This is a genomic window from Nocardia xishanensis NBRC 101358 (assembly GCF_001613365.1).
Classification (GTDB): Bacteria; Actinomycetota; Actinomycetes; order Mycobacteriales; family Mycobacteriaceae; genus Nocardia; species Nocardia xishanensis.
On sequence record NZ_BDCF01000020.1, the window covers coordinates 101,388 to 127,488 of the forward strand.

Annotated in this window: 30 protein-coding genes; 10 read left to right on the forward strand and 20 right to left on the reverse strand. The window is 65.5% G+C overall.

From position 1 onward, the window contains the following. Positions 1-25 precede the first annotated feature (25 nt). Together NX1_RS17955 and NX1_RS17960 are read left to right on the forward strand one after the other, a co-directional pair. The gene (locus NX1_RS17955; RefSeq protein ID WP_068060313.1) at positions 26-721 is read left to right on the forward strand and encodes a TetR/AcrR family transcriptional regulator; all 696 of its coding nucleotides are present in this window, start codon (positions 26-28) and stop codon (positions 719-721) included. A gap of 217 nt (positions 722-938) precedes the next feature. After that, entirely contained in the window at positions 939-2,144 is a 1,206-nt protein-coding gene (locus tag NX1_RS17960; RefSeq protein WP_068060475.1) for an erythromycin esterase family protein, read from the forward strand. Between the two features lie 370 nt (positions 2,145-2,514). Here the strand turns inward: NX1_RS17960 and NX1_RS36380 are convergent, their stop codons facing one another. Beyond that, the gene (locus NX1_RS36380; protein WP_157119821.1) at positions 2,515-3,336 is read right to left on the reverse strand and encodes a hypothetical protein; all 822 of its coding nucleotides are present in this window, start codon (positions 3,334-3,336) and stop codon (positions 2,515-2,517) included. Positions 3,337-3,573: 237 nt separating this feature from the next. Here NX1_RS36380 and NX1_RS17970 point away from each other — a divergent pair, with 237 nt between their 5' ends. After that, the gene (locus NX1_RS17970; RefSeq protein WP_068060478.1) at positions 3,574-4,488 is read left to right on the forward strand and encodes a D-alanyl-D-alanine carboxypeptidase family protein; all 915 of its coding nucleotides are present in this window, start codon (positions 3,574-3,576) and stop codon (positions 4,486-4,488) included. A 96-nt stretch (positions 4,489-4,584) separates the two neighbouring features. Then, positions 4,585-4,917: a putative quinol monooxygenase gene (locus NX1_RS17975; RefSeq protein WP_068060317.1), complete on the forward strand. Its 333-nt coding sequence runs from the start codon at positions 4,585-4,587 to the stop codon at positions 4,915-4,917. Between the two features lie 772 nt (positions 4,918-5,689). Here the strand turns inward: NX1_RS17975 and NX1_RS17980 are convergent. Together NX1_RS17980 and NX1_RS17985 are read right to left on the reverse strand one after the other, a co-directional pair. Further along, positions 5,690-5,917 carry a hypothetical protein gene (locus NX1_RS17980; protein ID WP_157119822.1) on the reverse strand — a complete coding sequence of 76 codons (228 nt, stop codon included), beginning with the start codon at positions 5,915-5,917 and terminating at the stop codon, positions 5,690-5,692. Between the two features lie 217 nt (positions 5,918-6,134). Then, a complete protein-coding gene (locus NX1_RS17985) occupies positions 6,135-6,752 on the reverse strand; it encodes a TetR/AcrR family transcriptional regulator (RefSeq protein WP_068060322.1) in 618 nt (205 codons plus the stop codon). 79 nt (positions 6,753-6,831) lie between these two features. On the opposite strand from NX1_RS17985, the gene NX1_RS17990 reads away from it, so the two are divergent. After that, positions 6,832-7,800: an NAD-dependent epimerase/dehydratase family protein gene (locus NX1_RS17990; protein ID WP_084501521.1), complete on the forward strand. Its 969-nt coding sequence runs from the start codon at positions 6,832-6,834 to the stop codon at positions 7,798-7,800. Between the two features lie 76 nt (positions 7,801-7,876). Here the strand turns inward: NX1_RS17990 and NX1_RS36385 are convergent, their stop codons facing one another. Further along, entirely contained in the window at positions 7,877-8,035 is a 159-nt protein-coding gene (locus NX1_RS36385) for a hypothetical protein (protein ID WP_157119823.1), read from the reverse strand. 230 nt (positions 8,036-8,265) lie between these two features. On the opposite strand from NX1_RS36385, the gene NX1_RS17995 reads away from it, so the two are divergent. Together NX1_RS17995 and NX1_RS18000 are read left to right on the forward strand one after the other, a co-directional pair. Continuing rightward, positions 8,266-9,078 (forward strand): hypothetical protein, encoded by an 813-nt coding sequence (locus NX1_RS17995; protein WP_068060325.1) that lies wholly within the window; start codon positions 8,266-8,268, stop codon positions 9,076-9,078. Between the two features lie 107 nt (positions 9,079-9,185). Next, complete coding sequence (locus NX1_RS18000) at positions 9,186-10,622, forward strand: recombinase family protein (RefSeq protein ID WP_068060327.1); 1,437 nt, start codon at positions 9,186-9,188, stop codon at positions 10,620-10,622. Positions 10,623-11,900: 1,278 nt separating this feature from the next. On the opposite strand, the gene NX1_RS18005 is transcribed toward NX1_RS18000, so the two are convergent. From NX1_RS18005 to NX1_RS18060, 14 genes are all read right to left on the reverse strand, one after another. Beyond that, positions 11,901-12,347, reverse strand: a complete 447-nt coding sequence (locus NX1_RS18005; RefSeq protein WP_068060331.1) for a hypothetical protein — start codon at positions 12,345-12,347, stop codon at positions 11,901-11,903. 77 nt (positions 12,348-12,424) lie between these two features. Further along, entirely contained in the window at positions 12,425-13,273 is an 849-nt protein-coding gene (locus tag NX1_RS18010; protein ID WP_068060334.1) for a hypothetical protein, read from the reverse strand. Then, on the reverse strand, positions 13,270-13,719 hold the full coding sequence (locus NX1_RS18015) for a hypothetical protein (RefSeq protein ID WP_068060337.1): 450 nt from the start codon (positions 13,717-13,719) through the stop codon (positions 13,270-13,272). The genes NX1_RS18010 and NX1_RS18015 overlap by 4 nt, the downstream gene beginning before the upstream one ends. Further along, on the reverse strand, positions 13,716-14,189 hold the full coding sequence (locus NX1_RS18020) for a hypothetical protein (protein WP_157119824.1): 474 nt from the start codon (positions 14,187-14,189) through the stop codon (positions 13,716-13,718). Before NX1_RS18020 ends, NX1_RS18015 begins: the two co-directional genes overlap by 4 nt. 170 nt (positions 14,190-14,359) lie before the next feature. Next, positions 14,360-16,273, reverse strand: a complete 1,914-nt coding sequence (locus NX1_RS18025; RefSeq protein WP_068060343.1) for a hypothetical protein — start codon at positions 16,271-16,273, stop codon at positions 14,360-14,362. A 16-nt stretch (positions 16,274-16,289) separates the two neighbouring features. After that, complete coding sequence (locus NX1_RS18030; RefSeq protein ID WP_068060346.1) at positions 16,290-16,775, reverse strand: hypothetical protein; 486 nt, start codon at positions 16,773-16,775, stop codon at positions 16,290-16,292. Positions 16,776-16,803: 28 nt separating this feature from the next. Further along, complete coding sequence (locus NX1_RS18035; RefSeq protein ID WP_068060349.1) at positions 16,804-18,894, reverse strand: AAA family ATPase; 2,091 nt, start codon at positions 18,892-18,894, stop codon at positions 16,804-16,806. A gap of 2 nt (positions 18,895-18,896) precedes the next feature. After that, positions 18,897-19,667, reverse strand: coding sequence for a hypothetical protein (locus NX1_RS18040; protein ID WP_157119825.1), 771 nt, complete (start codon positions 19,665-19,667; stop codon positions 18,897-18,899). Next, entirely contained in the window at positions 19,664-20,071 is a 408-nt protein-coding gene (locus tag NX1_RS18045) for an RRQRL motif-containing zinc-binding protein (RefSeq protein ID WP_157119826.1), read from the reverse strand. Before NX1_RS18045 ends, NX1_RS18040 begins: the two co-directional genes overlap by 4 nt. After that, positions 20,068-20,325: a hypothetical protein gene (locus NX1_RS18050; protein WP_068060359.1), complete on the reverse strand. Its 258-nt coding sequence runs from the start codon at positions 20,323-20,325 to the stop codon at positions 20,068-20,070. The genes NX1_RS18045 and NX1_RS18050 overlap by 4 nt, the downstream gene beginning before the upstream one ends. Next, on the reverse strand, positions 20,322-20,804 hold the full coding sequence (locus NX1_RS36390) for a hypothetical protein (RefSeq protein ID WP_068060362.1): 483 nt from the start codon (positions 20,802-20,804) through the stop codon (positions 20,322-20,324). Before NX1_RS36390 ends, NX1_RS18050 begins: the two co-directional genes overlap by 4 nt. Next, the gene (locus NX1_RS36395; RefSeq protein ID WP_157119827.1) at positions 20,801-20,956 is read right to left on the reverse strand and encodes a hypothetical protein; all 156 of its coding nucleotides are present in this window, start codon (positions 20,954-20,956) and stop codon (positions 20,801-20,803) included. Before NX1_RS36395 ends, NX1_RS36390 begins: the two co-directional genes overlap by 4 nt. After that, positions 20,956-21,129, reverse strand: a complete 174-nt coding sequence (locus tag NX1_RS36400) for a hypothetical protein (protein ID WP_157119828.1) — start codon at positions 21,127-21,129, stop codon at positions 20,956-20,958. The genes NX1_RS36395 and NX1_RS36400 overlap by 1 nt, the downstream gene beginning before the upstream one ends. Continuing rightward, positions 21,126-21,356 (reverse strand): helix-turn-helix domain-containing protein, encoded by a 231-nt coding sequence (locus NX1_RS18060; RefSeq protein WP_068060366.1) that lies wholly within the window; start codon positions 21,354-21,356, stop codon positions 21,126-21,128. The genes NX1_RS36400 and NX1_RS18060 overlap by 4 nt, the downstream gene beginning before the upstream one ends. Before the next feature lie 143 nt (positions 21,357-21,499). On the opposite strand from NX1_RS18060, the gene NX1_RS18065 reads away from it, so the two are divergent. Together NX1_RS18065 and NX1_RS18070 are read left to right on the forward strand one after the other, a co-directional pair. Continuing rightward, positions 21,500-22,255: an XRE family transcriptional regulator gene (locus NX1_RS18065; RefSeq protein WP_068060369.1), complete on the forward strand. Its 756-nt coding sequence runs from the start codon at positions 21,500-21,502 to the stop codon at positions 22,253-22,255. Then, positions 22,252-22,722, forward strand: a complete 471-nt coding sequence (locus NX1_RS18070) for an NUDIX hydrolase (RefSeq protein ID WP_068060372.1) — start codon at positions 22,252-22,254, stop codon at positions 22,720-22,722. Before NX1_RS18065 ends, NX1_RS18070 begins: the two co-directional genes overlap by 4 nt. On the opposite strand, the gene NX1_RS18075 is transcribed toward NX1_RS18070, so the two are convergent. Further along, the gene (locus tag NX1_RS18075; RefSeq protein ID WP_068060375.1) at positions 22,710-23,261 is read right to left on the reverse strand and encodes an HD domain-containing protein; all 552 of its coding nucleotides are present in this window, start codon (positions 23,259-23,261) and stop codon (positions 22,710-22,712) included. The two genes, NX1_RS18070 and NX1_RS18075, sit on opposite strands and share 13 nt — an antisense overlap. Before the next feature lie 188 nt (positions 23,262-23,449). Between NX1_RS18075 and NX1_RS35485 the strand changes: the two genes are divergently transcribed. Then, on the forward strand, positions 23,450-23,980 hold the full coding sequence (locus NX1_RS35485; protein WP_084501523.1) for an HNH endonuclease signature motif containing protein: 531 nt from the start codon (positions 23,450-23,452) through the stop codon (positions 23,978-23,980). A gap of 274 nt (positions 23,981-24,254) precedes the next feature. Here the strand turns inward: NX1_RS35485 and NX1_RS35490 are convergent, their stop codons facing one another. Further along, positions 24,255-26,000, reverse strand: a complete 1,746-nt coding sequence (locus NX1_RS35490) for an ATP-dependent nuclease (protein WP_084501524.1) — start codon at positions 25,998-26,000, stop codon at positions 24,255-24,257. Between the last annotated feature and the right edge of the window lie 101 nt (positions 26,001-26,101).

Sequence of the window (26,101 nt, forward strand, 5' to 3'; positions counted from 1 at the left end):
CAAGGGAGTGCGGAAAGATGACGGTATGGCCACTCCCGCCCCCACCGCCCGCCGCGGCCGACCGCCCAAAGGCGCGGCCCAGCTGACCCGCACCGGGATCGTCGAGGCGACCCTCGAAGTCATCGGCGCCGACGGGGTGGGCGGCGTCGGGATACGAGCCGTCGCACGCGTGCTCGGAGTCGACCCGAAAAGCTTGTACAACCACGTCGACGGCAAAGACGGCCTGCTCGACGCGGTCGCCGAGCACTTCCTCGGCTCGATCGCACTACCGCCCGTCACGGGCGACCTGCGCGGCGATCTGCGCGCCATCGCCGACGCGTTCCGCGACCGAGCCTTGCTGCACCCGGAAGCCGCCGCACTGGTGCTCACGCGACAACTGGCCTCGCTCGAGGGCTTGGCGCCGATTCAGCGGGTCCTGGAGGTCTTGCGCGCCGCAGGCTGCGAGCCGCAGGAAGCCGTCCACCTGCTGCGCACCGTGCTCGCCACACTCATCGGAACCCTGCTTCGCGAAGTCAACGCGGGCCCCACCTACGGCACCAGCGACACCGCGGGCATCGCCGACCGCCGAGCCACCCTCGAACACTCGGGACTCCCCGCCGTCGCCGAGGCCGCACCACATCTGGCGCGGTTCGACAGCCAGGCCGAGTACGAGTACACGATGAACTTCGCCCTCGACGCGGCCGCCGCCCGAATCGAAAGCTCGAGGCGGAGTAGGCCGTAGCGACACCGGCAAAAGAACCGAGCCCCATTCGGATTTCCGGATGGGGCTCGCCCGCGTGTCGTAGTTGTGGATCGTCTGTTCACACAGACCCTGCTCCCAGCGGGTGCACATCCGCACTTTGAAACTTTTGCTCTCTACCCCAGGTAGAAGTCGCAGAAGTTTCACTCGAACCTTCAACGATACTGTCGATGGCAGTGCAATTCCGGAAGGGATGTTCATGTCTACTGCCGCATCACCGCGTGAAATCGGCCGCCAACTCGACGACCCGGCAAGTCTCGGCCGCGCCGTCGACGAACTGCTCGCCACCCGGACCGAGCCGCCGACCCTGCTCGCCCTCGGCGAGCCGACACATGGGATCGAAGCATTCCCGTTGCTGCGCAACGAAATCCTCGGCCACCTCGTCGAACGGGGGTACCGGTCGATCGTGCTCGAGACCGACTTCTTCGCCGCGTCCGTCGTCGACGACTACGTGGCCGGGGCACCGGCGGAGATCGACACGGTGCTCGCGAGCGGGTTCAGCCACGGGTTCGGCGCCGTACCGGGCAATCGCGAACTCGTCGAATGGCTTCGCGCGCACAACGCAGACCGTGCGCCGCAGGATCGAGTTCGCTTCTACGGCTTCGACGCGCCGGTGGAGTACTCCGGTGCGCCGAGCCCGCGACGCTCACTGTCCGCGGTGATCGACTACCTGCCCGCAGCCCTACGGCCCGAATCAGTCCGGGAACTCGATACTTTGCTCGACAAGGACGCGGACTGGACCAACCAGGCGGCCATGTTCGACCCGGTAGCGTCCATTGGCGACTCCGACCGCGCACGCGCGCTGCGCATCGTCGGCGACGATATCGCCAGCGCGCTGCGCCGCGCGGCGCCCGGCCTGCGGCCCGCCGACCCATCCGGCTACGACCGCGCCCTCGCGCACGCACGCACCGCCCTGGGCCTGCTGCGCTATCACGCCGCCATGGCCAGCCCCGCAACCGATCGCATCGCGACCTTGCTCAGCCTGCGCGCCGAGATGATGGCCGAGAACCTGCTCGCGATCGTGAGCCAAGAGCAGCGACGCGGGCCAAGCCTGGTATTCGCGCACAACGAGCATCTCCAGCGTGCGCAGTCCGACGCGTCGAGTGAGAACTGGGGCAACGCAGGCGCGCTCGTCGGGCTCGCCCTCGGCGATCGCTACCTGGTCCTGGCAACCGACGCCGGCCCCGACAGCGATCCTGGCACCCTCCAGCGCGCATTGGCCGAGGCGAGCACCCGCCGCACCCTGTTCCCGGCCCAAGCCCTACGCGCCGCGCTTCCCCCATCACTCGACACCGGCAAACCCATTGTGCCCGGCCACATCCCGCTCGAACCGGCAGACCTGGACCGCGCCGACGCGATCATCTTCATCGCCGACACCGACGGAAAGCGGCACCAGTACTGGTAGCGACATGCCCGGAGGCAACGGGCAGCAAGGCACTCGCGCGGTGACGCCGACCGGGTCAGCCGTGGCCTCAGCGACCAGCGTTCTCCTCCCACCTCAATGGGATGTGATTGTGTTTGGGCAATGCTTCCCGCGATCCGCTCCATGCGGCTGTCCGCCACCACCGCGCAGCTGAGGCAGCGAGCCTCCGTCGAAGTCGGCCGGGCGAAGCAGCCCCGGCCTGACAGGCAGTTGCGCCGAGAGCAGCCAGCGCCCGACATTCGACACCTAGATCCGAGATGGCTTGGCGCACATGCCTATATGAACTGGCCAAACCGGCGTGGCCTGGAACAGGGTTCGGTATCGCCCAGCTATGCGGCGTAGGGCGGTCCGCCTACGCTGCAGATGCCGATGTCCGTATGGACGCGACTCGGGAAGGTTCGGGGTATTCGGTGAAGTAGGCACCTTCGTTCCACGGAACACCGAGTACGACCACGAAATCTTGATCACCGAACTCGGTAGCGAGACGCTTCCAGTTGCGGACCAGGTACTCGACGGCGGCCCAGGACGAATCACCGCGTACGCCAACGCAGAAGAAGTTCACGGCGTCCTCACCTCTGCGGTGCACCTTCTCGATCAGGGCGAGATTTTTTCGGGCTCTGATGTGCTGCACGTTGTCACCATCGAGGCGAACGGCGACCGTCACCTCGTCGCCGGCCGTGTACCAGGCTTCTCCGAGGCGCAGCTCGGCATCGAGTGTCGCTCTGACCAGCTGTCGTTCCACCCCGTACCGACGGATTACGTTGCGTGCACTACTACCGACGACGATGCAGCTGTCGGACAGCTGAGCACCATCCGTTGTCGGCGGGCTGACCTCCGCCAGATGCTGTATCGGACGGCGTAGCCACAGCCCGTCGACAAGGCCACGCGCAATCTCCGGAAGCCGCAACGGAGCGGCGCCGAAAAGCTTGTTCACGCTCTGGATCGCTTGGAACTCGTGAAAAGCGAGCGCGAGACGGGGTCTGCCGTCGGACCGCGGGGTAGGTTCTGCGGCATTCGACAAATACACACTCACGCGACGACTGTTTCCGAGTCCGAAGAACCGGACCATTCTTCGCTCGACAGTGCGGCTTCCTGCCAGGAATGCCAGCCCGAGCGCGAACCAAAAGGCAATATTGGCAACGAGATTCGTCGCGACCGCCAGCACGAAAGACACGGTCGAAGTCTAGACGTAGGTTCACCTCGCGCCGACGAGGTTCTCTGAGGTGACGACGATCGGATAACCGTCGCATTCCCCGGAACATTCACTCGTGCCGCTGGGCGAGCGGTCGCACGCGAGAAGCATTGAATTCAGACCATGCTTGTTAGCCGATTGCATGCTGAGGCCGGAGTCGTGCGAAATTCAGTCGGCAAATCCCGCTGATCGCCGTGTTCCAGCGGCACAATGTCGGCCATGCGCACATTTGCCCGATTGTTGCAGGCTGTTGTCACCGGGGCTCTGATCGTGACAGCCGGTCATGTCGTCGCGGCCGCCCCCGCCGCAAGCATCCCCCACGTTCAATTGCCCTGGCCGACTCCCGAGCCGGACGGGGTGCAAGCGACGGGGGCGGTGCTGGCCGAGGGAATCACTGGCACGGCGCTGTGGTCGCGACGGCCGGACACCCCGGTGCCGATAGCCAGCATCACGAAGGTGATGACGGCACTGGTCGTGATCGACGCCGGCGACCTCGACCGAACTATCACCGTGCCGCAAGAAGCCATCGCCTACTGCAACAGGAACGCCGGAAGCACCGCGGGCCTGGCCCCCGGCGAGGTGCTCACCACGCGACAGATCCTCTACGCGCTGATGCTGCCATCGGGCTGCGACGCCGCCTACACCCTTGCCGAGGCATACGGGCCCGGCCAAGACGGCTTCATCGCCAGAATGAACGAAACCGCGCGCGGATTGGGCCTGGCTGGAACGGAATTCACCGACCCCAGCGGCCTGCCCATTCCCACCGACCACTCCAACTCCTCCACACCGGCGGACCTGGTGACTCTCGGACTGCGCGCGATGCGCCTACCCGCGTTCCGCGAGATCGTCAGCTCGCCGACCTATCACGTCCCCGCGGGCCCCGGCAACCGCGAGCACCTCTGGCACACGACGAACCGGCTGCTGCGCGACTATCCCGGCACCATCGGCATCAAAACCGGATGGACCGACGCCGCGGGGACCTGCCTGCTGTTCGAGACGGTGAGGGCGGGAATACCGCTGGTCGGTGTGGTTCTGAACAGCTCACCCAGCAGCGACGTCGTCGCGAAGGACGATGCCGAGCGCATGTTGAACTGGGCCTACGACCCGGTCCTCAGCCTGCTGCGGATCGGTTAGCGCCGAACGCGTGGGCGGGGACGCCCCCGTCGATATCATCTCGTCGGCCCTATCGAGAACCTCGTCGGTTCCCGCAACGACCGGTAGGAGACCACCATGATCTTCATCGTCGTACGATTCACCACCCTCCCCGAGTGGACCGACCGGTGGCTGGACTTGACCGCCGACTTCACCGCCGCCACCCGCGCCGAACCTGGGAACCTGTTCTTCGACTGGTCCCGCAGTGTCGACAACCCGGCCGAGTTCGTTCTGGTCGAGGGCTTCCGAGACGACAGCGCGGGAGCCGCTCACGTAGCGAGCGATCATTTCAAGCAGGCTGTGAGACAACTCCCCCAGGCATTGGCCACAACCCCGGCCATCATCAGCCAGAACATCGACGCGACCGACTGGTCCGAGATGGCCGAGATGCGCGTAGAACCCGCCCCCTGACCCAAGACGAATGCGAAGGACTGGCGGCCCCTGGTACAAGCCCGGGCGATGCGCGAAGGCGGCGTTGATCGCGTCGATCGAACGGTGCCCGTTCAACGCGGCTACGAGACCGAAGCGAGCAAGAAGTGAGCCCCCATTCGAATAACCGGATGGGGGCTCACTAGAGTCCCCACCAGCAGCGATAGCTCAGCTGCTTTACTGCTTCCCTGAGGCTCGGACGTCGAAGCGGAATTCGCCCCTGTCGTCCTCGATCAGTGAGTATGAGTCGACATAGCCCACTCCAGTGAGCGATCGAGCCGGTTATCGTTGATTCATCACGTGAGTTACGGTGCGGGGCATGGCTCCGGTGCTCGGGTGTGACGCAGCAGGAAACGAGCGGGGCGGTTGAGGGAGAATACGGACGTGCTCGACGCAATCAGGAAGAAGTTCAGAGACCAGCTCGGGGTACCCGCGATCGTGTCGCCGATGGGCGCCACGGCACTCGTCGGCGGCTAGCTCGATGTCGGACCGGGAAGTGCCGGGACGCGGATCCCATCCGGAGCCCGGCGGGACGAGGTTCGACGCGGCCGAACGGTTGCGCAGAAAGCTGGAAGGCACGAAGGCTCCCGAGACCGGTTCCCCCGAGGCGGGAGACGGCACGTCGAAAGTCACCCGGCTGCCGCGGCGACCGCGGCGAATTTCCGAAGCCGGCGAGCGCCCCCACCAACCTTGGCGCTCGGAAGGCGGCTCTGTCTACGACCCTGCGCCGACCAGGCCCGTGCTGCGATCAGAACTACAGCTCGATACAGGGCTGTGGCCGGTCGACCCCGGTGCCGCGAAGCACCCCGCTCCCGAGGATGATCCGGGCGGAGCCGAGCATCACGGGAGTGTCATCGATTTCTTCGCAGCGCGGCGGAAACGAGCCGGTGACGGCGCCCCGGCCGCAGGCATTCGGCGCGTGGCCAGACCGCGCCGAATCGAAAAGACGGCAGCCGAGGGCTCCGGCGCCGACGATGATCAAGACAGTAGCCGCAGCGATGACCGCGATCCGCCACAAACGGACGGACCCGGTCAGTAGCAACCTCCCACCGTGGTGACGTCCCTCTGGTGACCGAAGACACCAGGACGACACCTGGGAGCTACTTCTTCCGAAACGCAGACGTTGAATGTGGCGTCCGCGAGCCAAGGCGACCGGTTGGCTCTACGGACGAATCCCACGAAAACCAACGCGGAGCGGCTTATGCTTCGGTCGCCCCGGAAGCTTGGGTCGCGGTGGAATCGGTAGCCGCGATAGCGAGAGCGGCCAGGTCGGCGTGGATATCGTCCAGCGGGACCGTCGAGCATTCGGCACGAGCGATGATCATGGCACCCTCGACCGCTGACAACATGAGTGCTGCGAGACGTTCGGCGCGCGCCGCCGGGATGCCGTACTGCACCAGCACCTGAATCAACGCGGTACGCCATTGCCGATACGCGTCACGGCAGGCGAGGGTGAGTGTGGTGGAACGCGGAGCGGAATCGAGGGTGACAGTGCTGACCGGGCACCCGTTCAGATAGCCCGATTCGACGAGCCCTCGGCTCAAGTGCAGGGCGAACTGCTCGCAGAACGAGCGCACGTCCGGTGCGTGGGCGGCGGTTTCGCGGATCAACCGGGTGAACTCGTCTGCGGATTCCCCGATCGCCGCGACCGCCAGCTCTTGTTTCCCGCCGGGGAACAGGTAGTACAGCGAGCCCCGGGGGGCGCCGCTGGCTGCGACGATCTCACTGAGCCCCGTGGCCTGATAGCCCTGGCGTTGCAGTAACTCGCGGGCGGCCGCCACCAGGCGCGGCCGGGAATCGGATGAGGGGCGAGGCATATCTCCAAGAATACTATGCCGATCGGTCAAGCTACGATAATACTATGCTGACTGGTCAAGTTACTTTCGAGAAGGGTAGATGACGATGAAGGTGCTGCTTACGGGTGCTACCGGGTTTTTGGGGCGACGCGTAGTGCATCGGCTCGCGGCAGAAGGACACGAGGTATCGGCGCTGGTCCGCGGTACGGGCAGGCGGATTCCGCATGCGACCGTCGTGCCGGGCAGCCTCGAGGACGTGGAGGCGTGGGAAGATCGGCTGGCCGGTATCGACGTCGTCGTTCACGCTGCGGGTTTGGTGTCGACTTGGGCTCCTCGGCGTGCCCTCGACGAGGCGATCGTCGACGGCACGCGCGACGTGCTGACTGCGGCCGTGCGGCACGGCGTGCGCCGATTCGTCTATATCAGCAGTGAATCGGTGCTGCAGGACGGTCGGCCGCTGCTCGACATCACCGAATCCCAGCCCACCCCGGCCCTGCCCAGCTCCCGCTACGGCCAGGCGAAACTCGCCGCCGAACACCTGATCCGCGCACACGCGGACGCGATCGAGACGATCGTGCTGCGCCCCACCTTCATCTGGGGTCCGGGTTCGGGGCAACTGGCCGACCTGGCCGCCCGCGCCCGCGCCGGCAAACTGCCCCTGATCGACCAGGGCAGAGCGAGTTTCGAACATGTCCACGTCGACAACGTCGCCGCCGCTGTCGCCGCCGCGTTGCACGAGGGTGCGCCCGGCGGCACGTATCTCATCACCAATGGCGAGCCGATGCCGGTCCGCGAGTTTCTGGCAGGCGTGCTCGCTGCCCACAGTGCGCCGATGCCGACCCGGTCGGTCCCATCCGGGCCACTATTCGCCCTCGCCCGTGCCGGCGAATGGCTCTGGTCCACCCTGCCACTGCCCGGACGTCCGCCGCTGACCCGATTCGAGGTTGAATTCCTGGCACTGCCAAGGCGATACGACATCACCCGTGCGCGCAATGAGCTGAAATACGAGCCCGCCGTCGGCTTCGCCGAGGGCATCGCAGGTCTCGACGAAACCCCCGAGGCCGTCTAGCCGCAGCACCCGCGCCCCACTGCCGTAGTGCTGTCGCATGGCCGGGACGAACTGATCGACGCAGTACGAAAGGCGGCTACTGGGCTGGCCGCCACGTGGTGTTATGCCGCACTTCGGTGGTGGAGAGGAAACGGGTCAGGGCGCGATCGATGAACTGCTCCTCGTCCGCGGCGACGGTGGTGGTGTAGGCGCCGGAGGTGACCAGCGGGCAGCGTCGGCGATGTCGTCGGCCCACACCTCGGCGAGGATCAAAGTTGTTGCTTTGCAATCGATTATGCTTCCACGAGCCTACGGGACGCGGAAGTCGTAGCGCCGTCGGCGGAAGTTGGACGGCAATTCAGCGGTTCGTCGGCGGCCGACTCCGTCCACGCGCTCTCATGCAAATTATCGAGTGGTAGGCGCTGATCGAACTCTGGGACCATCGGGTCAGCGTTCGACATTGATTCCGATGGAAGGAAATCGCGGATGACCACGCCGCGGCGGTACTGGATAGAATTCGACCCACAGCAGTGCTCCGACACACGGTTGTGGCAGGGCGTCGGCGTGACCGGATTCGACGTACCGGATTGCCTGTCGATGGTGGCGAAGCTGTTCCCCGACGAACCGATGCCGCCCGTGCACCGAATTACGGCCGACATTTCACTGGCCGAGCCACTGCCGGTGAATCCTCGCTATCTCGGAGTCCCGGTGTGGCGCGGCGTGTGGTATTCACCCGTCAACCTTGCGACCGGGCCGACCCGCGCCATCGACCGAAGAGGTGCGCCTTCCGAATGCCCGACACCCGTCACAACTTCGGGCCGCCGAATGCGGGCCAGCCAGACACTGCACACGAAGACCACATGGTGGGACGAAATCCCGCATATCAATGGCCTGCCGTGGCCGCTGGTGACCATGCACTACGCCGAGTACGGCCGCGGAATGCGGCTGAGCGCCCCAACGCTGCGCGCCGCCTGCGCCACGGATCCGACCTACGGGGACATGGTGCGCGAAGCTCTCGACTACATGATCGCGTGGCATCCGACACCGGACGAATGGTTCGACCCGACCGGAATCAGGTTCGCCGATCAACGGGACTTGGACGAGTACCTGCGAGCCATCCGCGACTACCTGTTCGGAACTCGCCCGGAGCCGCTCTACCCTCCCGGCAGCGAACCGCTTTCACCCGAGGACGAGTACCTGCGAGCCATCCGCCGCTTGGTCATCACTCGCCCGGAGCCGAACCAGCCATCGCGTGTCGCCGACGAAACGACTGGGCCTCCACCCGCGGATACCGAATGAGGGCCCAGCAGCGTCTCTACCAAGAGCGATGAAGCTCGTGCGCGACCTATTCCCAGGGCTTAGACGTTGAAGCGGAACTCGACCACGTCACGCAGTAGAATCATGTCATGCCGATGGTGCCTGTCCGTGCCGTGATCTATCTACGGGTGAGTCTCGACCAGACCGGCGAAGGGCTCGCCGTCGAGCGCCAGCGCGAGGACTGCGAGGTAATCGCCAAATCCAGGGGATGGACCGTGGTCGAAACCTACACGGACAACAGCATCTCGGCGTTCAACAAAGCCAAGACCCGCCCGGCCTACGACCAGATGGTCGAGGACTACAAGGCCGGCCGATTCAATGCCCTGATCACTTGGGACCTCGACAGGCTCACTCGCCAACCTCGCCAGCTCGAGGATTGGATCGATGCCGCCGAGACACAAGGACTCCGGCTCGTCACCGCCAACGGCGAGGCTGACCTGCAAACTGACGGCGGCCGGATGTACGCCCGCATCAAAGCAGCGGTAGCACGAGCCGAGATGGAACGGAAAGGTGCACGGCAAAGCCGTGCCCAACGCCAACGAGCTGCCAAGGGCCGACCGCCGCGGGGTATCCGCGCCACCGGATACACCCTCGACGGTGAGCTGGTACCGGACGAGGCCGAAGCAGTCCGCGCGGTGTACCAAGCGTTTGCGAACGGATCATCACTGAAGGCCATCGCCGCCGCACTCTCCGGCGCCGAGCCCACGGTGCGCGCGGTCGGCGACAGAACGAGAATCCAGGACCTTCCGAAATCGGTTCCGCCACTGCCGACGCGCAGCGGCCGACCGTGGAATCCCACATCGGTCATCTCGATTCTTCGAAACCCCCGGTACGCAGGGTGGAGCATGCTCGATGGTGAAATCGTCCGCGACGAGACCGGGGCGCCAGTACGCGGCCTATGGGAAGCCATTGTGCCGGACGGTGTCTGGCTGGATGTGCAACGCAGACTGGACGATCCGCGGCGAAAGACCAACCGGGCCGGAACCGACCGCAAGCACCTCGGGTCCGGTCTCTACCTCTGCGGTCTATGCGATTCCCCTGTTCGAGCGCACGGAGTCCGCTACCGCTGCGCTGGCCACCTCATGCGTATTCGAGAACGGATCGACGGGTTTGTGTTGCAGTTCGTCGAACGCCGACTCGCCCAGCCTGACCTGGCTGATTTGCTTGCTCACCAAGACGATGACCGGATCGAAGCACTCGTGCGAGCAGAACAGCAGGAACGCGATCGGCTCAAGCGAGCACGCGCCGACTACAAGGCCGAACTGATCGACGGCGCGTTGTTCGCCGAGATCAAGCAAGAAACAGAAGACAAGATCGCGGCTTTGGAGGTTGAGCGAATCGGTCTCACCGCTGGCACGGCCGCATCCGAAATCCTGCTCGCCCCCTCGCCGGTCGACGCCTTTACCGACGCGGATCTCGCTGCACGCCGTGCTGTGATCGACTTGTTGTGCGAAGTCCGCCTCTACCCAGCACCGCGGGGTCGAAAGACGTTCGATCCGAAGTCGGTTCGCATCACTCCAAAGTAGTACGGTCTGATATGTACGCCGACCAGCATGTTTAAGTGTTTGGTGTGGCGGGTTTTTGGCCGCGAATTGGTGGCTGCTTTTGCATCGGTCAAGGCGGCAGCGTCGCGATTGCCGTCAGCAAGCCCACCATGCACCCCGGCTGCTACCTCGCGGACCGATAGCTGTTTCCGATGCTGTGAAGTTGCTGACAGATTCGCTGGCGCTCGCAACTCGGCAGCCGACCCGGCTGCTCGAAGCCGCGGTAGACCAACACGACTCCGGCGTGCGCGCCCGTGCCCCCTCTGGGCGGCCTGCCTCCCGGCGAGGGCGGGGTGCAGGGGCAGCGCCCCGCCTCGCTGCCTCTGGCTGCGCAGCTTTCCCGGTCCATAGCGCGCATCTTGGCCTTGTGCTGGGTGCTCCTCCGGTATGGCCTGGGGCGACTCGATCACGCCGGCGGCGGCCGTCAAGGGTGGCCGCCAGGCCATCGCCGTAGGCGACGCGTCAGCGCCCTTGATGGTCGTTGTCGTCGTGATAGCCCCGAATTAGGCCATACCGGAGGAGCACCCAGCACACCGCGCGCCGGACCGCGCGACCGCCAGGTCGCGGAACCCGCCCCTATCGCGCCACGCGCTACGTCAGCCGAACAACACGCACAGTCGCGTGCAGTAGACCGCAGCCGAAGCAGACGACGCCACCACCGTCACCGTCTCCCATCGCAACCCACTCGCGAACTTTCCGAGGCCCACCCAACGCAACCACTTCTCTTTCTCTCAACCACCACCCCAACCCTCCCTTTGATCTTTTGATTTCTGATTGCTCTCCCACCCCCTCCCAGTCCGACATCTCGTTGAACACGAAGTGGGCGATGAGATGTCGGACTGGGAGGGGGTGGGCGAGTGAGCGGAAATCCCGCCCTTTGCCCAGCTCACGGAAGGGTTGGGGTGGTGGTTGAGAGCGCGAATACCTAACACCGCACCGGTGCTAGGTATTCGCTAGATAGTCGCGCGTCTTTCGCGCCTTCGATCTCCACCAAGATCGAAGGCACAGCAGCCGAAGCCACGACAGGCAAAGCCCTTCCTCGGCCGGATAGCGTGAGCCCGGCTCGGTGGTTGTTCAAGGGCGCTCCTGGCGTCGCGTCGGCTGCGCCGATGGCCTGACGGCCACCCTTGAGCAACCACCGCTCCGGGCTCGTTTTGCCTGCGGAGGAAGGGCCAGGGGGAAGGTAGGGGTGGATGGCCGACTGGCTGTAGACACGACGAAGCCCCGGCCGAAATCGGCCGGGGCTTCGGAGTGGTGCGGTTACTCGGCGGGCGGGATGTAGGCGCCCAGGTCGTAGACGCGGCCGTAGCCGCCGCCCTCGACCGGGCCGATGTAGAGCAGGCCGTCGAGGTAACCGCCGATCGCGATCCCGCCGGCGCGGGCGCGGCGCACGCCCGCGGCGATCGCGCGCTGCATGTCGCGGTCCAGGGTGATCGCGCGCAGCCCGTCGTCGTCGGCGGCGGCCTTCTCGCAGACCAGGATCAGCTGCGAGTCGATCACCGGGTCGCCGGACTGGGCGACCATCGGCTTGCGGTTGACCCAGTACAGCGGCTGGCCCTGGCTGTTGTGGCGGTGGCGCCGCACGACCGCGACGATTTCACCGGTCACTCCCTGGCCAGGGATGACGTCCTTGCCGAACGGGTTGCGGGCGCCCTGGCCCATCAGCTCGGCGTTGATCTGGTCCAGGTCGGTCAGTGCGTTGGTCATGATGCTGTTTCCTCCGAATGCGTTGTGAGCGGTGAGGGAAGGAGGGGCAGGCCCGTCGCCTGCCCCTCGACGGGTGGTTAGTTACTGCTGGGCAATGCGAGCTGGGTGGTCCCGCCCGCGACCAAGTGCAGGCTCTGGTCGGCGGCCGGGTCGGACTGCTCGGCCTTGAGGCGGTTGACGACCTTGCCGACCGTGCCCGGATGCACGCCGATGATCGGCGCGATCTCGCGGTAGGAAAGGCCGGACTTGTGCAGGCGCCAGACCTCGGCGTCGCGTTCGGCGGCCGGGTCGAACGGTTCCGGTGTCGCCTCCTCGACCTCGACCGTCGCGGCGGTGTCGCCTGGTGTCGCCGTGCTGTCGCCTGCCGAGGCGACGGCAGCGACGGCTGTCGCCTCCTCGGGCGACGGGGTGCGCGGCACCTCCAGCAGCGCGGTCAACGCGTGCGTGACCGCCAGCGCGGCGACCGGGGCCGCACCCGCGACCGCCGCCGCGGCAAGCTGCGGCAGTTTCAACCCGTCCGAGGTCCAGGCGTGAACGCCGTTGCCGACCAAAGAGACCAGCTCAGCGGCGGCGAGCTCGATCCAGAAGAACCGGCGCGTGGCGGTCGGGATCGGCACCCCGAGCTTGGCTCGCCGGTTCAACGCGACCAACGAAAACGCGGCCTGGATGATCGGGCCGTCCACGATCACCGGGGCACCCCACGCCAGCCCGGACGGGATCCCCGACATCACCGCCACCCCGTGCAGCGCGATCGCCGACCAGGAGAAGGCCGCGATGCTCACCGCCGCCAGCGACAGCAAGGCGACAACCTCGGCGACATTCCACCCCGCCGACACCGGCTGCGGCGACACCGCCGCGACACCGGGCGACACGGCGACCGCATCCGGCGACAGGGCCTCGCCGCGCGGCGACAGATTCTCGGTCATCGGTCGAATCCCCCTCGGTCGGCGCCGGACTCGGGCCACGGGCTCCACAACGGGACGCGGATCAGCCGTTCCTGCTCGGCGTGCAGGGCATGCCCAGCCAACTGATCCAGGGCGTTGTCCAGGTCGCTGGCCAACTCCCGGTTACGGTCTTCCAGCTGCGCGGCCTCGTGCTCGGCGGCGTCGCGCGCCGCGACTACGGCGGCCAGCTGCTCCTCCAGCTCCGCGGCACGCTGGTGTGCGGCGATCAACCGCTCCTCCAGCTCCTCGCGGCTCACCCCGGCCGCAGACGGCCGTATGCCGAGCGCGCCGGCCTTCGGCGTCGGCGCCGACGCCGAGCACACCGGGTGCGGGCTCGCCGAGCGCGGACTCGGCGGGCGCGGGCTCACCGCCTGCTCGTCGCGGTCGACCGTGGCGGGCATCGTCGTCTCGACAGCCCGGGCGCTCACCGCTCGGCTCCGTCCCGCTCGGAGTTCGCCAGCGCCGACGCCAACGCGTTGCAGGGCTGGTAGTCCGCCAGCGGCGACGCGCCGTAGAGGCGGTCGTAGACGCGGGTCACGTAGTGCGAGGTCGGCAACCCGCTGGAGTCGGTGAGGATGCCGTTCCGGGCGACGTAGCGGGCCTGCTCCTCGCTGCGGCGATCGATCGGCTGCAACTCGCTCGCGGCGAGCAGGCGCTCGGCCTCGGCCGGGTCCTCGTGCCACCGGTTCGTCGCGTCAGTCAGATACATCCAGTGCTCTGCCCACTCGTCGTTGCGGTCCAGCCACCGCGAGGCGTACTCCATGGAGCCGACCCGGTCGGCCGGGTCGTAGTCCTCCAGGTCCCGGGAGCTGCATCGGTAGTGGTGCATGAAGTCCGAGCGCATCTGCTGCTCGGTCCAGGACTCCACCTCGTGATTGGCGGCGGTAGTGTCGGTCATTGGTTCGGCTCCTTCGTGATCTCTGGTTGTGGTTGTGGTGGTGGCGGACCATCGGCCGTGGCCAGTCATGTCGCGTGCCTGCAAATGACTGCGCCACGTCGTCGGGTCCATGCCGAGCGGTGCCACGCTCGGCATGGTCTGTTCCTCTTCGGCGGTGCGTTCGTCGCTGCTCACCGCTCCATGCCCTCTCGGTCATGGCCGTTGCGCGCTACGGCATCGGCCAGAGCGCTGCCGGGCTGGAAGCCTGCCAACGGGGAGGTGCTGGCCGCCTGCTTGGCCTGCCGCTCCGCGGCCGGGCGACCGGACTTGTCGGAGGTGCTGGGCTCCTCATGAGCGCGGGCAGCCTCGCGCGCATGATCGAGCACATGCTCGACCAGGCCCCGCTCAGAGGCTTTGCGCCCGGCCTCGAAAACCGCAGTGGCCTCGGCGATCTCCGGAGACAGGCCACCGCCGAACCGATCCCGTCCCGCCTGCCGTACGGACCCCAGCCGCTGGTCGGCCGGGGTCCGCTCGGACCGCGCGGCCTGGCGAGCCTGCTCGGCTTGGCGTTCGGGGCTGCCGTAGCGCTGGTCGGCCGGGGTCCGCTCGGCCAGCTTCCGCACCGCCTCGTCGCGCTGCCCACGCAGCTGGTCTCGTTCGGCGGTCATCGCGGTCAGCTGCTGCTCCAGCGTGGCCGCGCGGTCGGTCAGCTCGCCGTTGTGCTCGATGGAGAGCTGGTGACGTTGGGTGAGCGAGTCGAGCTCGCCGCGCAGCTGGTCCCGCTCGGCGACGACCTGCTCCAGTGAGACACCGCGATCGGGATCCTGCTCGCGGGCGGCGGCGACGTTGGCGATATCGATCCGCCACTGGGCGACCTCGTCGGCGACCTCCTCGCGCCGTCCGGCGGCCCAGAACAGCGGGTCGGAGCGGCCCTCGCTGGACTCCTCGTAGGCGGATACCTGCACGGTGGTGCCCGGTGCGGGTCGGGCCTGGGCGACCTGCTGCTGTATCCAGGCGGCCGTGTCGGCTTTGCTGGTGTGGGCGTCGAACTCGTAGACCACTCGGTCGGCGCCCTCGGGCAGGTAGCTGACCTGACCGTGGAACCGCAGATCCGCCTCCGGCTGCTCGGGCTCCCGATCCTGCTGGGCGGCCTGCCCGCGGTTCTCTACCTCGTGCTGGGCGGCGAGGATGTCCTCGCGATGTACCTGACCGGTCAGCGTCCGCTCCCGCAACACCGCCTCCCGCGCGGCCAGCCAGCCCACCACGGTCTCGGGACGTCCGCGGTCGACGTACTGCTTGGCGGCGTTGTGGGTGTCGCGGGTCTCGACGGAGAGCGTGGTCCCCTCCGCCCACGAGGTGCCGTGGATGCGGCCCTGCAACCACGCGGTGGCGGTGTGTTCGGTAGCGAACGAACGGGATTCGGTGAGCACACCGCCGTCCGGATCGGTCCACGCCGCCTGCGCGGTGTAGCGGTGGCGGTCGGGCTGGGCGGCGTCGATGCGGGCCAGCAACGCCTCCTCGGCGTGGGCGCGGCGCGCGTCGTCCAATCCCTCTTGCTGCCACTGCGCCCGCTCGGCGGCGGCGCGCTCGTTGATCGCGACCGTCTCGCGGGCGACACGAGCCCGGTAGCGCAGGGCCTCGATGCCCTTGACCTTGTGGGCGCGGGCGAACAGGTTGCCCGTTCGGAACTCGGGGAACACGCTGGCCGCGTCCAGTCCGTCCAGGACAATGCCCTGCTCGGTGCGGGTGAGATAGGGGTCGGTGACGAACTGCTTGGCCAGATCGTCGCGATGCTGCGCGAGGGCGCGGGCGTCGCGGGTGCGGCGCTCGTGGTCCACGCGCGGGTCGTTCGCGCGGGCGGCGACGGCCTGGGCGTGGATGCGGTAGCGGTCGACAGCCTGGTTCGCACCGCTGCGGTGGTGGCCGCGGATCTGGTCGTGGTCGCGGCGCTCCTGGCGGACCAGGCGCGAGATCTCCTTGCGGGCCCGGCGCCGCTCCAGCCATCCGGTGGCCTGGGCGTGGCGCTGCATCGCCGTGCGCATCGCTGCGCTGAATCGGCGTGCCTCGGCGGCGATTTCGTCCTCGACGCTGTGCTGATCGGACATTGTGAATTCCTTTCGGTTACTTGGGGTTGATGGCGGTACGGCGGTTCTCGGCGGCCGCGCGGCGCACGGCCAGGCGCTCGACGTTGCGGCGGACCCAGGCGCCGAAGTCGGCGGCGGCGTAGAGGGCCGTTTGGACGGTCGCTGCCGGGCCGGGGCGTCCGGCGCAGTGCCACCACGCGAACGCCGCCAGCGCGAGCACGTAGAGAGCCAGCGGGCCGGGCAGCGGCAGGACGGCCACCGCGACCGCGGTGCCGCCGGTGGTTGTCATGGCCGGGCCCCAGATCCGCGCCCAGTCACGGGCTTTGGTGACGCGGCCGACGTGCGGGGCGGCGGTGCGGCCGATCAGGCCGCCGTCCGGGATAACGGGCACGAGCTGAGCGGCGAGCTTGTCGGCGGTGCTGCCTTCCATGTCGGCGTCCAGGGCGGCCAGGATGGCCTGCTCACGGGGTGTCTGGGCCCCGCCCAGCTCCTCGCCGTGCTCGTCGGGATTGGGCATGGACATTGGTGAACCTCCTGTGTGAGTCGTGAATTCACGCCGGGCGGCGCTTGGTGGGCAGGTCGACCACCGGCGCCAGCGCGTCGGTGTCGGATTCCGGGCTGGTGAACTCGGCCAGGCCGGGCAGGGGCCGGATGCGCTTGAGTTCGGCGTCATCGAGCGGGCTGACCCTCCCCCAGCGGCCACGGCCACCCGAGACGATGACCACGTCGCCTTTCTGCATGGCGCGCATCCGGTTCGGGGGCAGCAGGTACTGGTCGGAGGACTGCATGTTGCCCTCGTCGCCGTCGCGGTTGCCGCCGATCAACTTGCGCGACAGTTCGAACTTGGGGCGGGTGCCGTAGATCTTCGCGATCGTTTCCGGGTCGGTGGAGCGGCCGAGAATGCTGCCGCCGGACGCGGCGGCGACCAGGGCGGCGCGGTTGTCGTCGTCGTGGCCCAGGCCCTGCCAGGACTGCGCGATCCACCACGTGCCGATCCCGGCCTTACGCAGGCGCTCGACCCACTTCACCGCGCGGGTCTTGCCATCGGAGACCGCGGAGAACTCGTCGACCACCATCAGCGAGGTGCGGCCATGCTGCTTGTCGGCGAGCTGCTCGAACATCGTTCCCAGAGCACCGAACTGGGCGCGGGCCCGGTCCGGGGTCTTCACGCCCTCCAAGACGATGTAGACCACATCGAAATCGGTCAGCTGCTTGTCGCCGTCGAACGCATCACCCAGGGCGCGGTAGAGGTTGGCGAACTCCGCGCGCGCGGAGTTCATGACCGGCTGTTTACCGTCGATGGTGGAAGCGATCTCCATCTCCACGCCCGGGACCCCGGTCCACACCTTCGTCCCGAGTTCGCCGCCCCACAGCCTGGCCAGCTTCTCCGGATTCAGCCGGGACAGGAACTCAATCCACGACCGCGGCGGGTTCTCCCCCACCGGAGTCGGAACGCCGTCGATCAGCTCGACACGCTGTGGGGCGTCCACGACCAGGTGAATCAGCGTCTCGCGGATCTCGTGGAAGTACTTCTCGGTGTCCGTCGTCGGCGTGGACCCGCCCGACACCATCGCCGACAGGATCGACCGCAGGTCATCCCGCGGAGTGTCCTTCCACAACGCCAGCGCCACATCGTCGGGGAACACACCGATCCGGTGGCCGGGAACACCCAACGCGCGGAACCACTTCCGGACGCGGGCAGCGACCTTGCGCGACTCCGGGCCGCCGTTGCAGTCCACCACGATCGTCAACGGACGGCCGGGACGATCCCGGCGCCACCACTGCCGATGCCGCATCCAGGTAGCGGCGTACCAGGCCACCAGCACCCGCAGCATCAACGTCGTCTTGCCCGACCCCGACGATGCAACCGTGGTCATGTGCTCGCCGAGGTTGATCCACGGCAGAACCAGACGGGTCTCGGTGCGCCCGAACAACTGCCGCAACACCGATGACGGCGGCGCCTGGTCGTGCTCGACCGCCAACCGGCCGATCACCGGCTCCGGGTTCAACCCACCGGTAGTGAAAGGCAGGCGCCGGCGCGAGAGCCGGGCCGCGGCGCGCTGCTCACGCTGCGCCTGCGCCCACAACGCGCGCTCGGTGCGCGCCGGGGACGACAACCCGACCGTGACCAGCTGCACGCGGCGGCGGGTGAACACCAGGGTCGCGGTCAACCACGCGGCCGGAATCAGCAGCGCGGCCATCCCGAACATGCCACTGACGTAGGCACCGGCCAGGAAATCGGTCGCCGCAGCGTTGAAGTCCTCGACCGGTTCGAACACGTCCCACGCCCACAGCGCGGTCGCGCCCGGCATCGCCAGCACGCTGCCGAACAACCAGTTCCTCAACCGGGTCGGCTTCCAACCCAGCATCGTCGCCGGAACCAGGATCATCAGCACCATCACCAGCACCGACACCACACACGCCGCGACCAGCAGCGACCCATCGGCCACGCCATCCCAGGACCACGCCGAGAAGTCCGGCAGCCAGCCCAGCGGGTCGGACTCCAACCCGATCGGCGGCATGGTCGGGGTGATCTCGATCCCCGGCCCCTCCACCCCCGGCGCCGGAGACGGCGTGGTGACCGGGGTCGGCGCGTAGGGCGCGCAATCGGTGGGAGTGAGGATCGGAGTGCACTCGGTCATGATCAGACCGCCTTTCCATCGTTGCGGTCTGTGACCTGGGGGATTTCGTGATCAGCGGCTCCGCCCGCGATCACCCGGAGCCCGGGTCGCGGAGCGAGCGAGGAAGACGTCTCGGCCTTCTTGACCAGCAGCTGGTCCAGATCGGTGAGGGTCAACTTCGGCCCGGCCGACAGATCCAAACCCGCCGCAGCAGTCCGGATCGCGTTCTTCACCGCTTCACCGCGGCAGTAGTAGGTCAGACCCGCGCAGTCCGCGCGCCGAGCGACATCCAGCGCTTGCGCCACCGAGGTACGCGCTGCCGCAGCACTTTTCGCAGTCAGCTCGACCTCGACCGCCCACAAATCACCAGCAGCGGTGACGTAGCGGCCGTCGTGGATGTGCGGGCGCGTCTGCCCGGCCTTCACCAGGCCGACCTCGCCGCGCAGCAGCCGCTCCGACGTCCAACGGTCGAGATCCATGCCGGTCAGGGCCAACCGGAGTTGAAAGACCGCCTTGGTGTGAGCCGCCATCTTCGGCGTTGGCACCCAATAGCGCACCGGTCGGCCGAGCAGGGCCTCCGCCGACGACTTCGTAGGGAAGATCCACGCCGGGCCGAGTACCGGCCGCGGTCGCCGATCACTGATCATTCCGGCCACGGCCCACCGCGACACGATGCGATAGGTCCGCGAACTGCTCACACCCAACATCTCTGCGACCACGTCCATCGGTGCGCCGTACATCTCGGCGAGCATCGTGAGACCGGACATGTCCCGCGGTGAAAGCCGAATGCTCATCGCTCCATTCCTTCTCTTTCGGTGTTCCGTGCGAGCGCGTCGGCCAGGGCGTTGCCCGTGCAGCCCGCCAGGGCGCTGGTGGATGTGGTCCAACCCGGGCCCGGATCCCCTGGCGCCTCGTCGAACTCGGCGCGGTCGACGCCGTGCCGCTCCGCGGCACGCAACTGGTGCTCACGCGTCGCCTTCGCCAGCGCCGCCAACTGAGCCGCAGTCGCGGGCCGCTTCGGCGCGGCCTTGCCCACGTCGAACAAGTGCGCGACCTGCTCTCGGCCGCGACGGTGGAACGGAATCCGGCCCGCGATGTCCTGGCCGTTCGGACGCAGACCCTCGGCCGCGAGCTGGCGACGGGTCCGCAGATGCGCGGGCGCCATGCGCCATGCGTAAGTCGGAATGCCTTCGCTCACCGCGACCACCCCGCCGGAGTCGGCACCGCCCGTTCCACCTGCACGCAATCGGTCCGGTGGACCTCATGGGCGCGGCAGATGTTCGGCGACGGCCGATAGTCCTGGTAATCGAGCCACGCCGCCGTGCAACCGGCCATCGCGGCCAGCAATCCCAGGATCAGCAGCGCCAGCCGCGCCTGCGGCGGCAGCAATCCGAACAGCTGGCTACCCGCGCGAGCAGCCATAACGTCCGTCTTCACGACCGGGCCGATCACAGCGACCGCCCCTCCCGGTCGGCGTTCCGCGCGACCGCGTCGGCCAGGGCGTTGTCCGTGCTCGCATAGCCTGCGAGAGCGCTGGTGGATGCGTTCCAGGCCGGGCCCGAATCCTCAACCGCCTGGTCGGTCGCCGACAGCTCGTCCTGCTCACGCTCCGGGCGCGGGTACTCGCGGACCTTTACCGCCGACTCCCGCGCCGCGCGCAGGAAGGACAAAGGAGCGTCCATGTAGGTCTCGTGCACGTACCCGAGGCGGGTCGCTGTCGAGTTGACGTTGACGCTGCCGAACTCCTCCGGCGACGAGTACTCGTACTTCCCGGGCTTGTCGTAGCGGCCCTCGTCGGCCAACGACTGCAACGCCTGGTAGCGGGCCTGCAACGCGATCGTCCGCTGCCGCAACATCTCCTGGGCACGGATGATGTCGTCCAACTCGTCCGACAACTCGACCGGATCATGGGGCAGCTCCGATGCGCTCATCGCCGCACCCCCAAACGGGACCGTCCCGCCACGCGCCACAGCGCGACGACGGCCAGCAGCATCACCGTGAACCCGACCAACTCCGGTGCCGTCAGGACGAAATAGCCGACGGCGATCCCCGCGATGGCCACATAGAACGTACGAGCCCGCATCACGCCGCCCTCCGACGCTGCGGGTTGCCGAGCAACGCAGACAGCTTGGCTCGGGCGTCATCCGACATTGGCGGCGCCTGGGCGATGATTTCCTCGATGTATTCGGCGAGCCGGTCGGACTCGTCCCGACGCCTTCCTTCGGCCGCATGGAGGCGCCGACCTTGGGCGCTCATGCGACGTCCTCCGGAACCTCGATGTTGACGGGCTGCACCAACGCCAGCAGCTCAGCGTGGTTGACCCTCAGCAGGTGCCCGTTGATGCGGAAGCCCCGCAAGTGGCCAGCGGCGATCCAGTTTCGGATCGTCTTCGCGTCCACGTCGACGAGCGCGGCGGCGGTCTTGAGGCTGATAAGCCTGCGCGCGTCGGTGCCGCTCGCGTCGCCGAATGTCTTCTGCGCCAAGTTATTCACTCCCTCTCAAGTAGGAAAACCGTTGCAATTCACTACTTTTCGGGAAAATCAGCGACGCTAGCACCGCATAGCTGGACGACTCAGGACGTCTCGAGTACAGTAAAGAAGTCCCTACTCGTCCCAAAGGGGTTGCGATGCCGAACGATCGCTTACGTGACGCACTGCTTCGAAACGGCCTGGACATCCCCGCCGTCGCGGCGGCCGCCAAAGTCGAGGAGAAGACGGTCGAGCGGTGGATAACGAAGGGCCGCACGCCATACCCGCGGCATCGTCACACCGTTGCGGCGCTCGTTCACGAGACCGAGAACTACCTATGGCCAGATGCCGTTGCGCCGGAACGTCGAGCAGAAATCGCTGAAGCGGAGGTGATCAAGGTCTATCCGCATCGCAACTCGATCCCACTCGATCTGTGGTCCCGGCTCGTGTCCAACGCCACCGATAATGTCGACGTCCTCGTCCTGGCGGGCTTGTTCCTCGCCGAGGAGCCAGCATTCGCTCGAACGATTCGGCAGAAGGCACGCGACGGAATGAAGGTGCGAATGCTGTTCGGCGACCCTGACGCACCCGAGGCGACGAAGCGCAGCGCCGAGGAACGTCTTGCATCCGCGACCGTGCCCGCCCGAATCCAGAACGCACTCGCGCTGATCCGACCGCTCCTTGACATCGACGGCGTAGACATCCGATTCCACGGAACGACGCTGTATAACTCGATCTTCAGGTTTGACGACGAGATGATCGTCAACATGCACGTCTACGGCCAGCCGGGCGCGTACGCGCCAGCCCTCCATCTGCGACAACTGCCCGCGGGCGATCTCTTCGAGACGTACATGACTAGCTTCGAGCAGGTATGGACCGAGAGCACCCCAGCGGACTTCGGAGGTCGAGCATGAGCCGGACCGACTACTTTCACGATCCCGCGGCGCCAGCCCCGAACAGCATTAAGGTCGCCGTGAGCGCCTTGGTGCAGGACGAGCACGGCCGCATCCTCATGATTCGGCGCACAGACAACGACAAGTACTCCATCCCTGGTGGCGGCCTGGAAGCTGGCGAGACTGTCGCCCAGGCCGTTACTCGCGAGGTCATGGAAGAGACCGGAATCGAAGTCGACGCAACCGAACTGATCGGCGTGTTCTCAAATCCCGATCATGTGATCGCCTACGACGACGGGGAAGTCCGCCAAGAGTTCTCACTTTGCTTCCGGGCGAATCCCATCGGAGGTACGCCACGAACCAGCTCGGAGTCCAAGGAGGTTCGGTGGGTCGAGCCCGCCGAACTCGACGAGCTCGATGTCCACCCGTCGATCCGGCTCCGCATCAGCAAGGGACTCGAAGCGTCGGGTGACCCCTACTTCACTTGAGCGGCCGCCTCCGCAATGCGTTGCTCGGTCCTCGCTGCGGCCTCGACCAAGTACGGCGCAGCCTCCGCGACCGCGTCCGCGACAACATGGCCTGTTCCGTACCTGGCTTGGACCTCAGCGACCCTTTCCTCAACGCTGGTTGTGCCCCCGGTAGGGGTAGTCGTCATGTCTGCCCACCAGAGCGCATCCCGCAAGGGCGTGCGCTCGTCGGCCCACTCGATCTCGATTGCACGCCGGCGGGCTTCGACTTGGGCGGCGGAGTGATTGGCCACGAGCCCGCACAGACGCTCGCCAGCACCAACCTGCCGGAGATATAGGGCACCATCAACTGGATGGAAGTCGTTTACGCACAGGTCTTCCGCGTAGCCGATGTCGTGCAGCCACGCAGCGGCGAGCAGAAGGTTCGGGTCATCGACGACCGCAGCGGCTTGGGCAGCGTGACGGGCAACTCCCACAACATGAGCGAGTCGCCGGGGAAGCGTCGCCAGGTATGACCGCGCCAGCTGTTCGGCCCACTGCGGTAGTGCGTCATCGGTCATGAGGACAACGTTATCGAGCAGTGGTCTCGCCGACCAGGGTTAGACACCCTAGTTGCGCAGCTCCCGGCTGCTGACATGGACCACAACTTTGAAGGTGCGCCGATCGCTTTGGAGTTTGTGCGCGACGACGTCCGAATCAAGGACCTACCATCTTACGGAACCCACTAGCCAATTTATCTGGAGTGTGTATGACAACTCGAGACTCCATACCCGCCGATCTCGTCCGCGATCTGATGATCGAGGCTGGCTATAGGTGTGCAGTTCCCACCTGTCGAACTGTCGAACCGCTTGATATCGAGCACATAGAAGACTACGCCGTCGTCAGGAAGCACGAGTTCTCAAATATGATCGTTCTTTGCACAAACTGTCACCGCAGAAAGGGCACCGGACCTCGCAAGATTGACCGGAAAGCGCTGCGGATCATAAAACAGAATCTCTCCGTAGTCAATCAGCGCTACAACGAATTAGAACGCCGCATCCTAGAGCACTTCGTAGAAAATGCAGACGACCGATACGTGCTACTCCCCGAAACACCTGTACTGTTCTCCTACCTCATAAAGGACGGACTAATTGTGGGCCTTTCTGGATCCGAGGTAAAAGAGGCGCTCCATGGCGAAACGGAGGGCGGGCGAGGATTCCATATCACTCGAGGTTATGCGCTCACGGACGACGGAAAGCGGCTAGTGGCAAAGTTACGGGAAAGCGCAGAGGCAATCTAGGGACGCTACCGGTGAGCGATCAAGGTGATCCTTGTACGGGCACCTGCGGTTGCGCAGCGGCTAGAACTGGAGGTGCCGCAAAGCTGGATCTACCTATCCTGCGGCGTCACCGCCACTACAGTTCTGGCGCGCGAACGACTAAGCCCCACCCAGATCTCCAGACGGGGCTCAGCAGAGTCGCGTTACCAACGGTGATTCAGACCTGCTCTACTTCTTCGCTGGCGCTAACCCGCTTCGGAACTCGACGGTGTCGAGATCCGAAACCGCCCTTGCTCTAATCGAGGCGGCGTTCGATACTCAAGATGATTTCCGTCATTTCTTTGGGGACTTCATCGGATCGGATGTTTGCAGAGAGACCGCGAGCACTTATTGATTTTCCACCACTCGCACTGGACAGACGGCTTACAGCGGAGATCAAATCCTTACCCGGAACAGTCGACCGTCGCCATTCCACGTCTCGCTGCCAGTCGCGATCGAATTGGTCTCTCGTTTCCATGTAGATAGTCTTAGGGCTATCGCCCTTCTTACTTCTTATCTTCAACTCTCGGGCCTGTATTTCAGCGAAGCTCGCCTCTTTAAGCTCTTCCGAAGCCTTATCGAGAATTTCGTTGACTTTGTCTACATCCAACCCGGTCATGCGGGATATGAGCTCCGGGTGAACCAGGAAGCTCTCCAGCTCATTTCGGGACCAGATATGGGCAGATACATCTTCAGCCTTGAACTCATCGACTATCGATGATACCTCGTCATCACTAAGATAATCGCGGTCCAGAATTACCCACACGTCCACAGAAGAGTCGAGAAAAGAGCTGTTCAGCCAGCCGAAAGCAGCGGCCATTCCTCGACGAGATGACCCGCCCATCGGAACTACGCTCAGTCCTTGTTCTCGATAAAATCTGTGCGCCCCGACCTTTCGCGCAATATTTGAAAGTATCTTCATGTCGTTGCCTTCAACAAACAGAGCAACTTTCGAGCGGAGAGCTTTTACAAGCCGCAGATTGAATCCGGACCCTAAGGACTGCGACAGTTCCGTCATCTCGACACCCTTGGTGAGTTTTTTAGAAGACCGCTTCGTCCTGTCGATAACAACCACCGAATCTGGATTAGTTTCAGCGAGGACTTCGGGAGCATGAGTCGCCATAATAACCTGCGACTTGCGAGACTCAGAGATACTAACCAGCCTGCGCTGCAAATCGGGATGTAAGTATACGTCCGGCTCATCCAGAATTAGGGTTTCGACTTCCCGAAGGCGCCAGATGTGAAACAATAGCTGGAACCATATCTGTAGCCCGTCACCAGCCCAGTACAACTCTTTCTCAACTTTAGAATTCGACTCGTTGAAAAACAAGTCGATCTCATTTCTCGGAACTCTGGCTTCGCAAAGTTCTATAGCTGTTATCTCCGGACTATTCGTCAGAAGAAAGGCTTTGAAGTCGTCGAAGCCAGACGGATCCGTAGAGCGAAGCTGATGTAGCTGATTCCTGAAGTGACGACTAGCAAGGCGCGTCCCCAAATTTTTGGTTACATGCTTCGCGGATAGGACAGCTTCTCTCGACTCAATCGGAGCAAGGGTCTGAATTACGCCAATCGATGAATAGCACTTGCGGGCAACGGCGATATTAGGCGGCTGCGCTCCAGCGATGTGCTCCAGGTAGAAATATGGAACAATGTCCTCAGCCTCCGGCCAGACCACATACAGAGCAGCTTTGTTCTTGAAATGCAGCTCAAGTCGAGATTCGAGAGTTCGAAATTCGTACGGCACATTCTCCGCAGAAAACTCGCTGTCCGCTGAGGATATTCGATAAGCGTTTACGCTCCGGCTGCGGGTCTCATCCTTCGCCACCATTTCAGGCTTGCGCAGTTTGGCATGAGAGAGCAGTTGCGCACACAATCGCAAAGCGCCGATGGCTGTCGTCTTCCCGGCATTATTCGGCCCAACGAGTATAGAGATGTCGCCACCGAACCTCAGCGAGAATTTCTCAAACCCCTTAAAATTTGTAAGCTGCAGCCGCGCCAGCATCCGTTCCCCTCTTTACAGAACAATCACATCGCGAGCAATATTACAAGACTTGACGTAGCGTTTCCGGGATTAAATCCAATAGACGCATTTACCTTGAGATA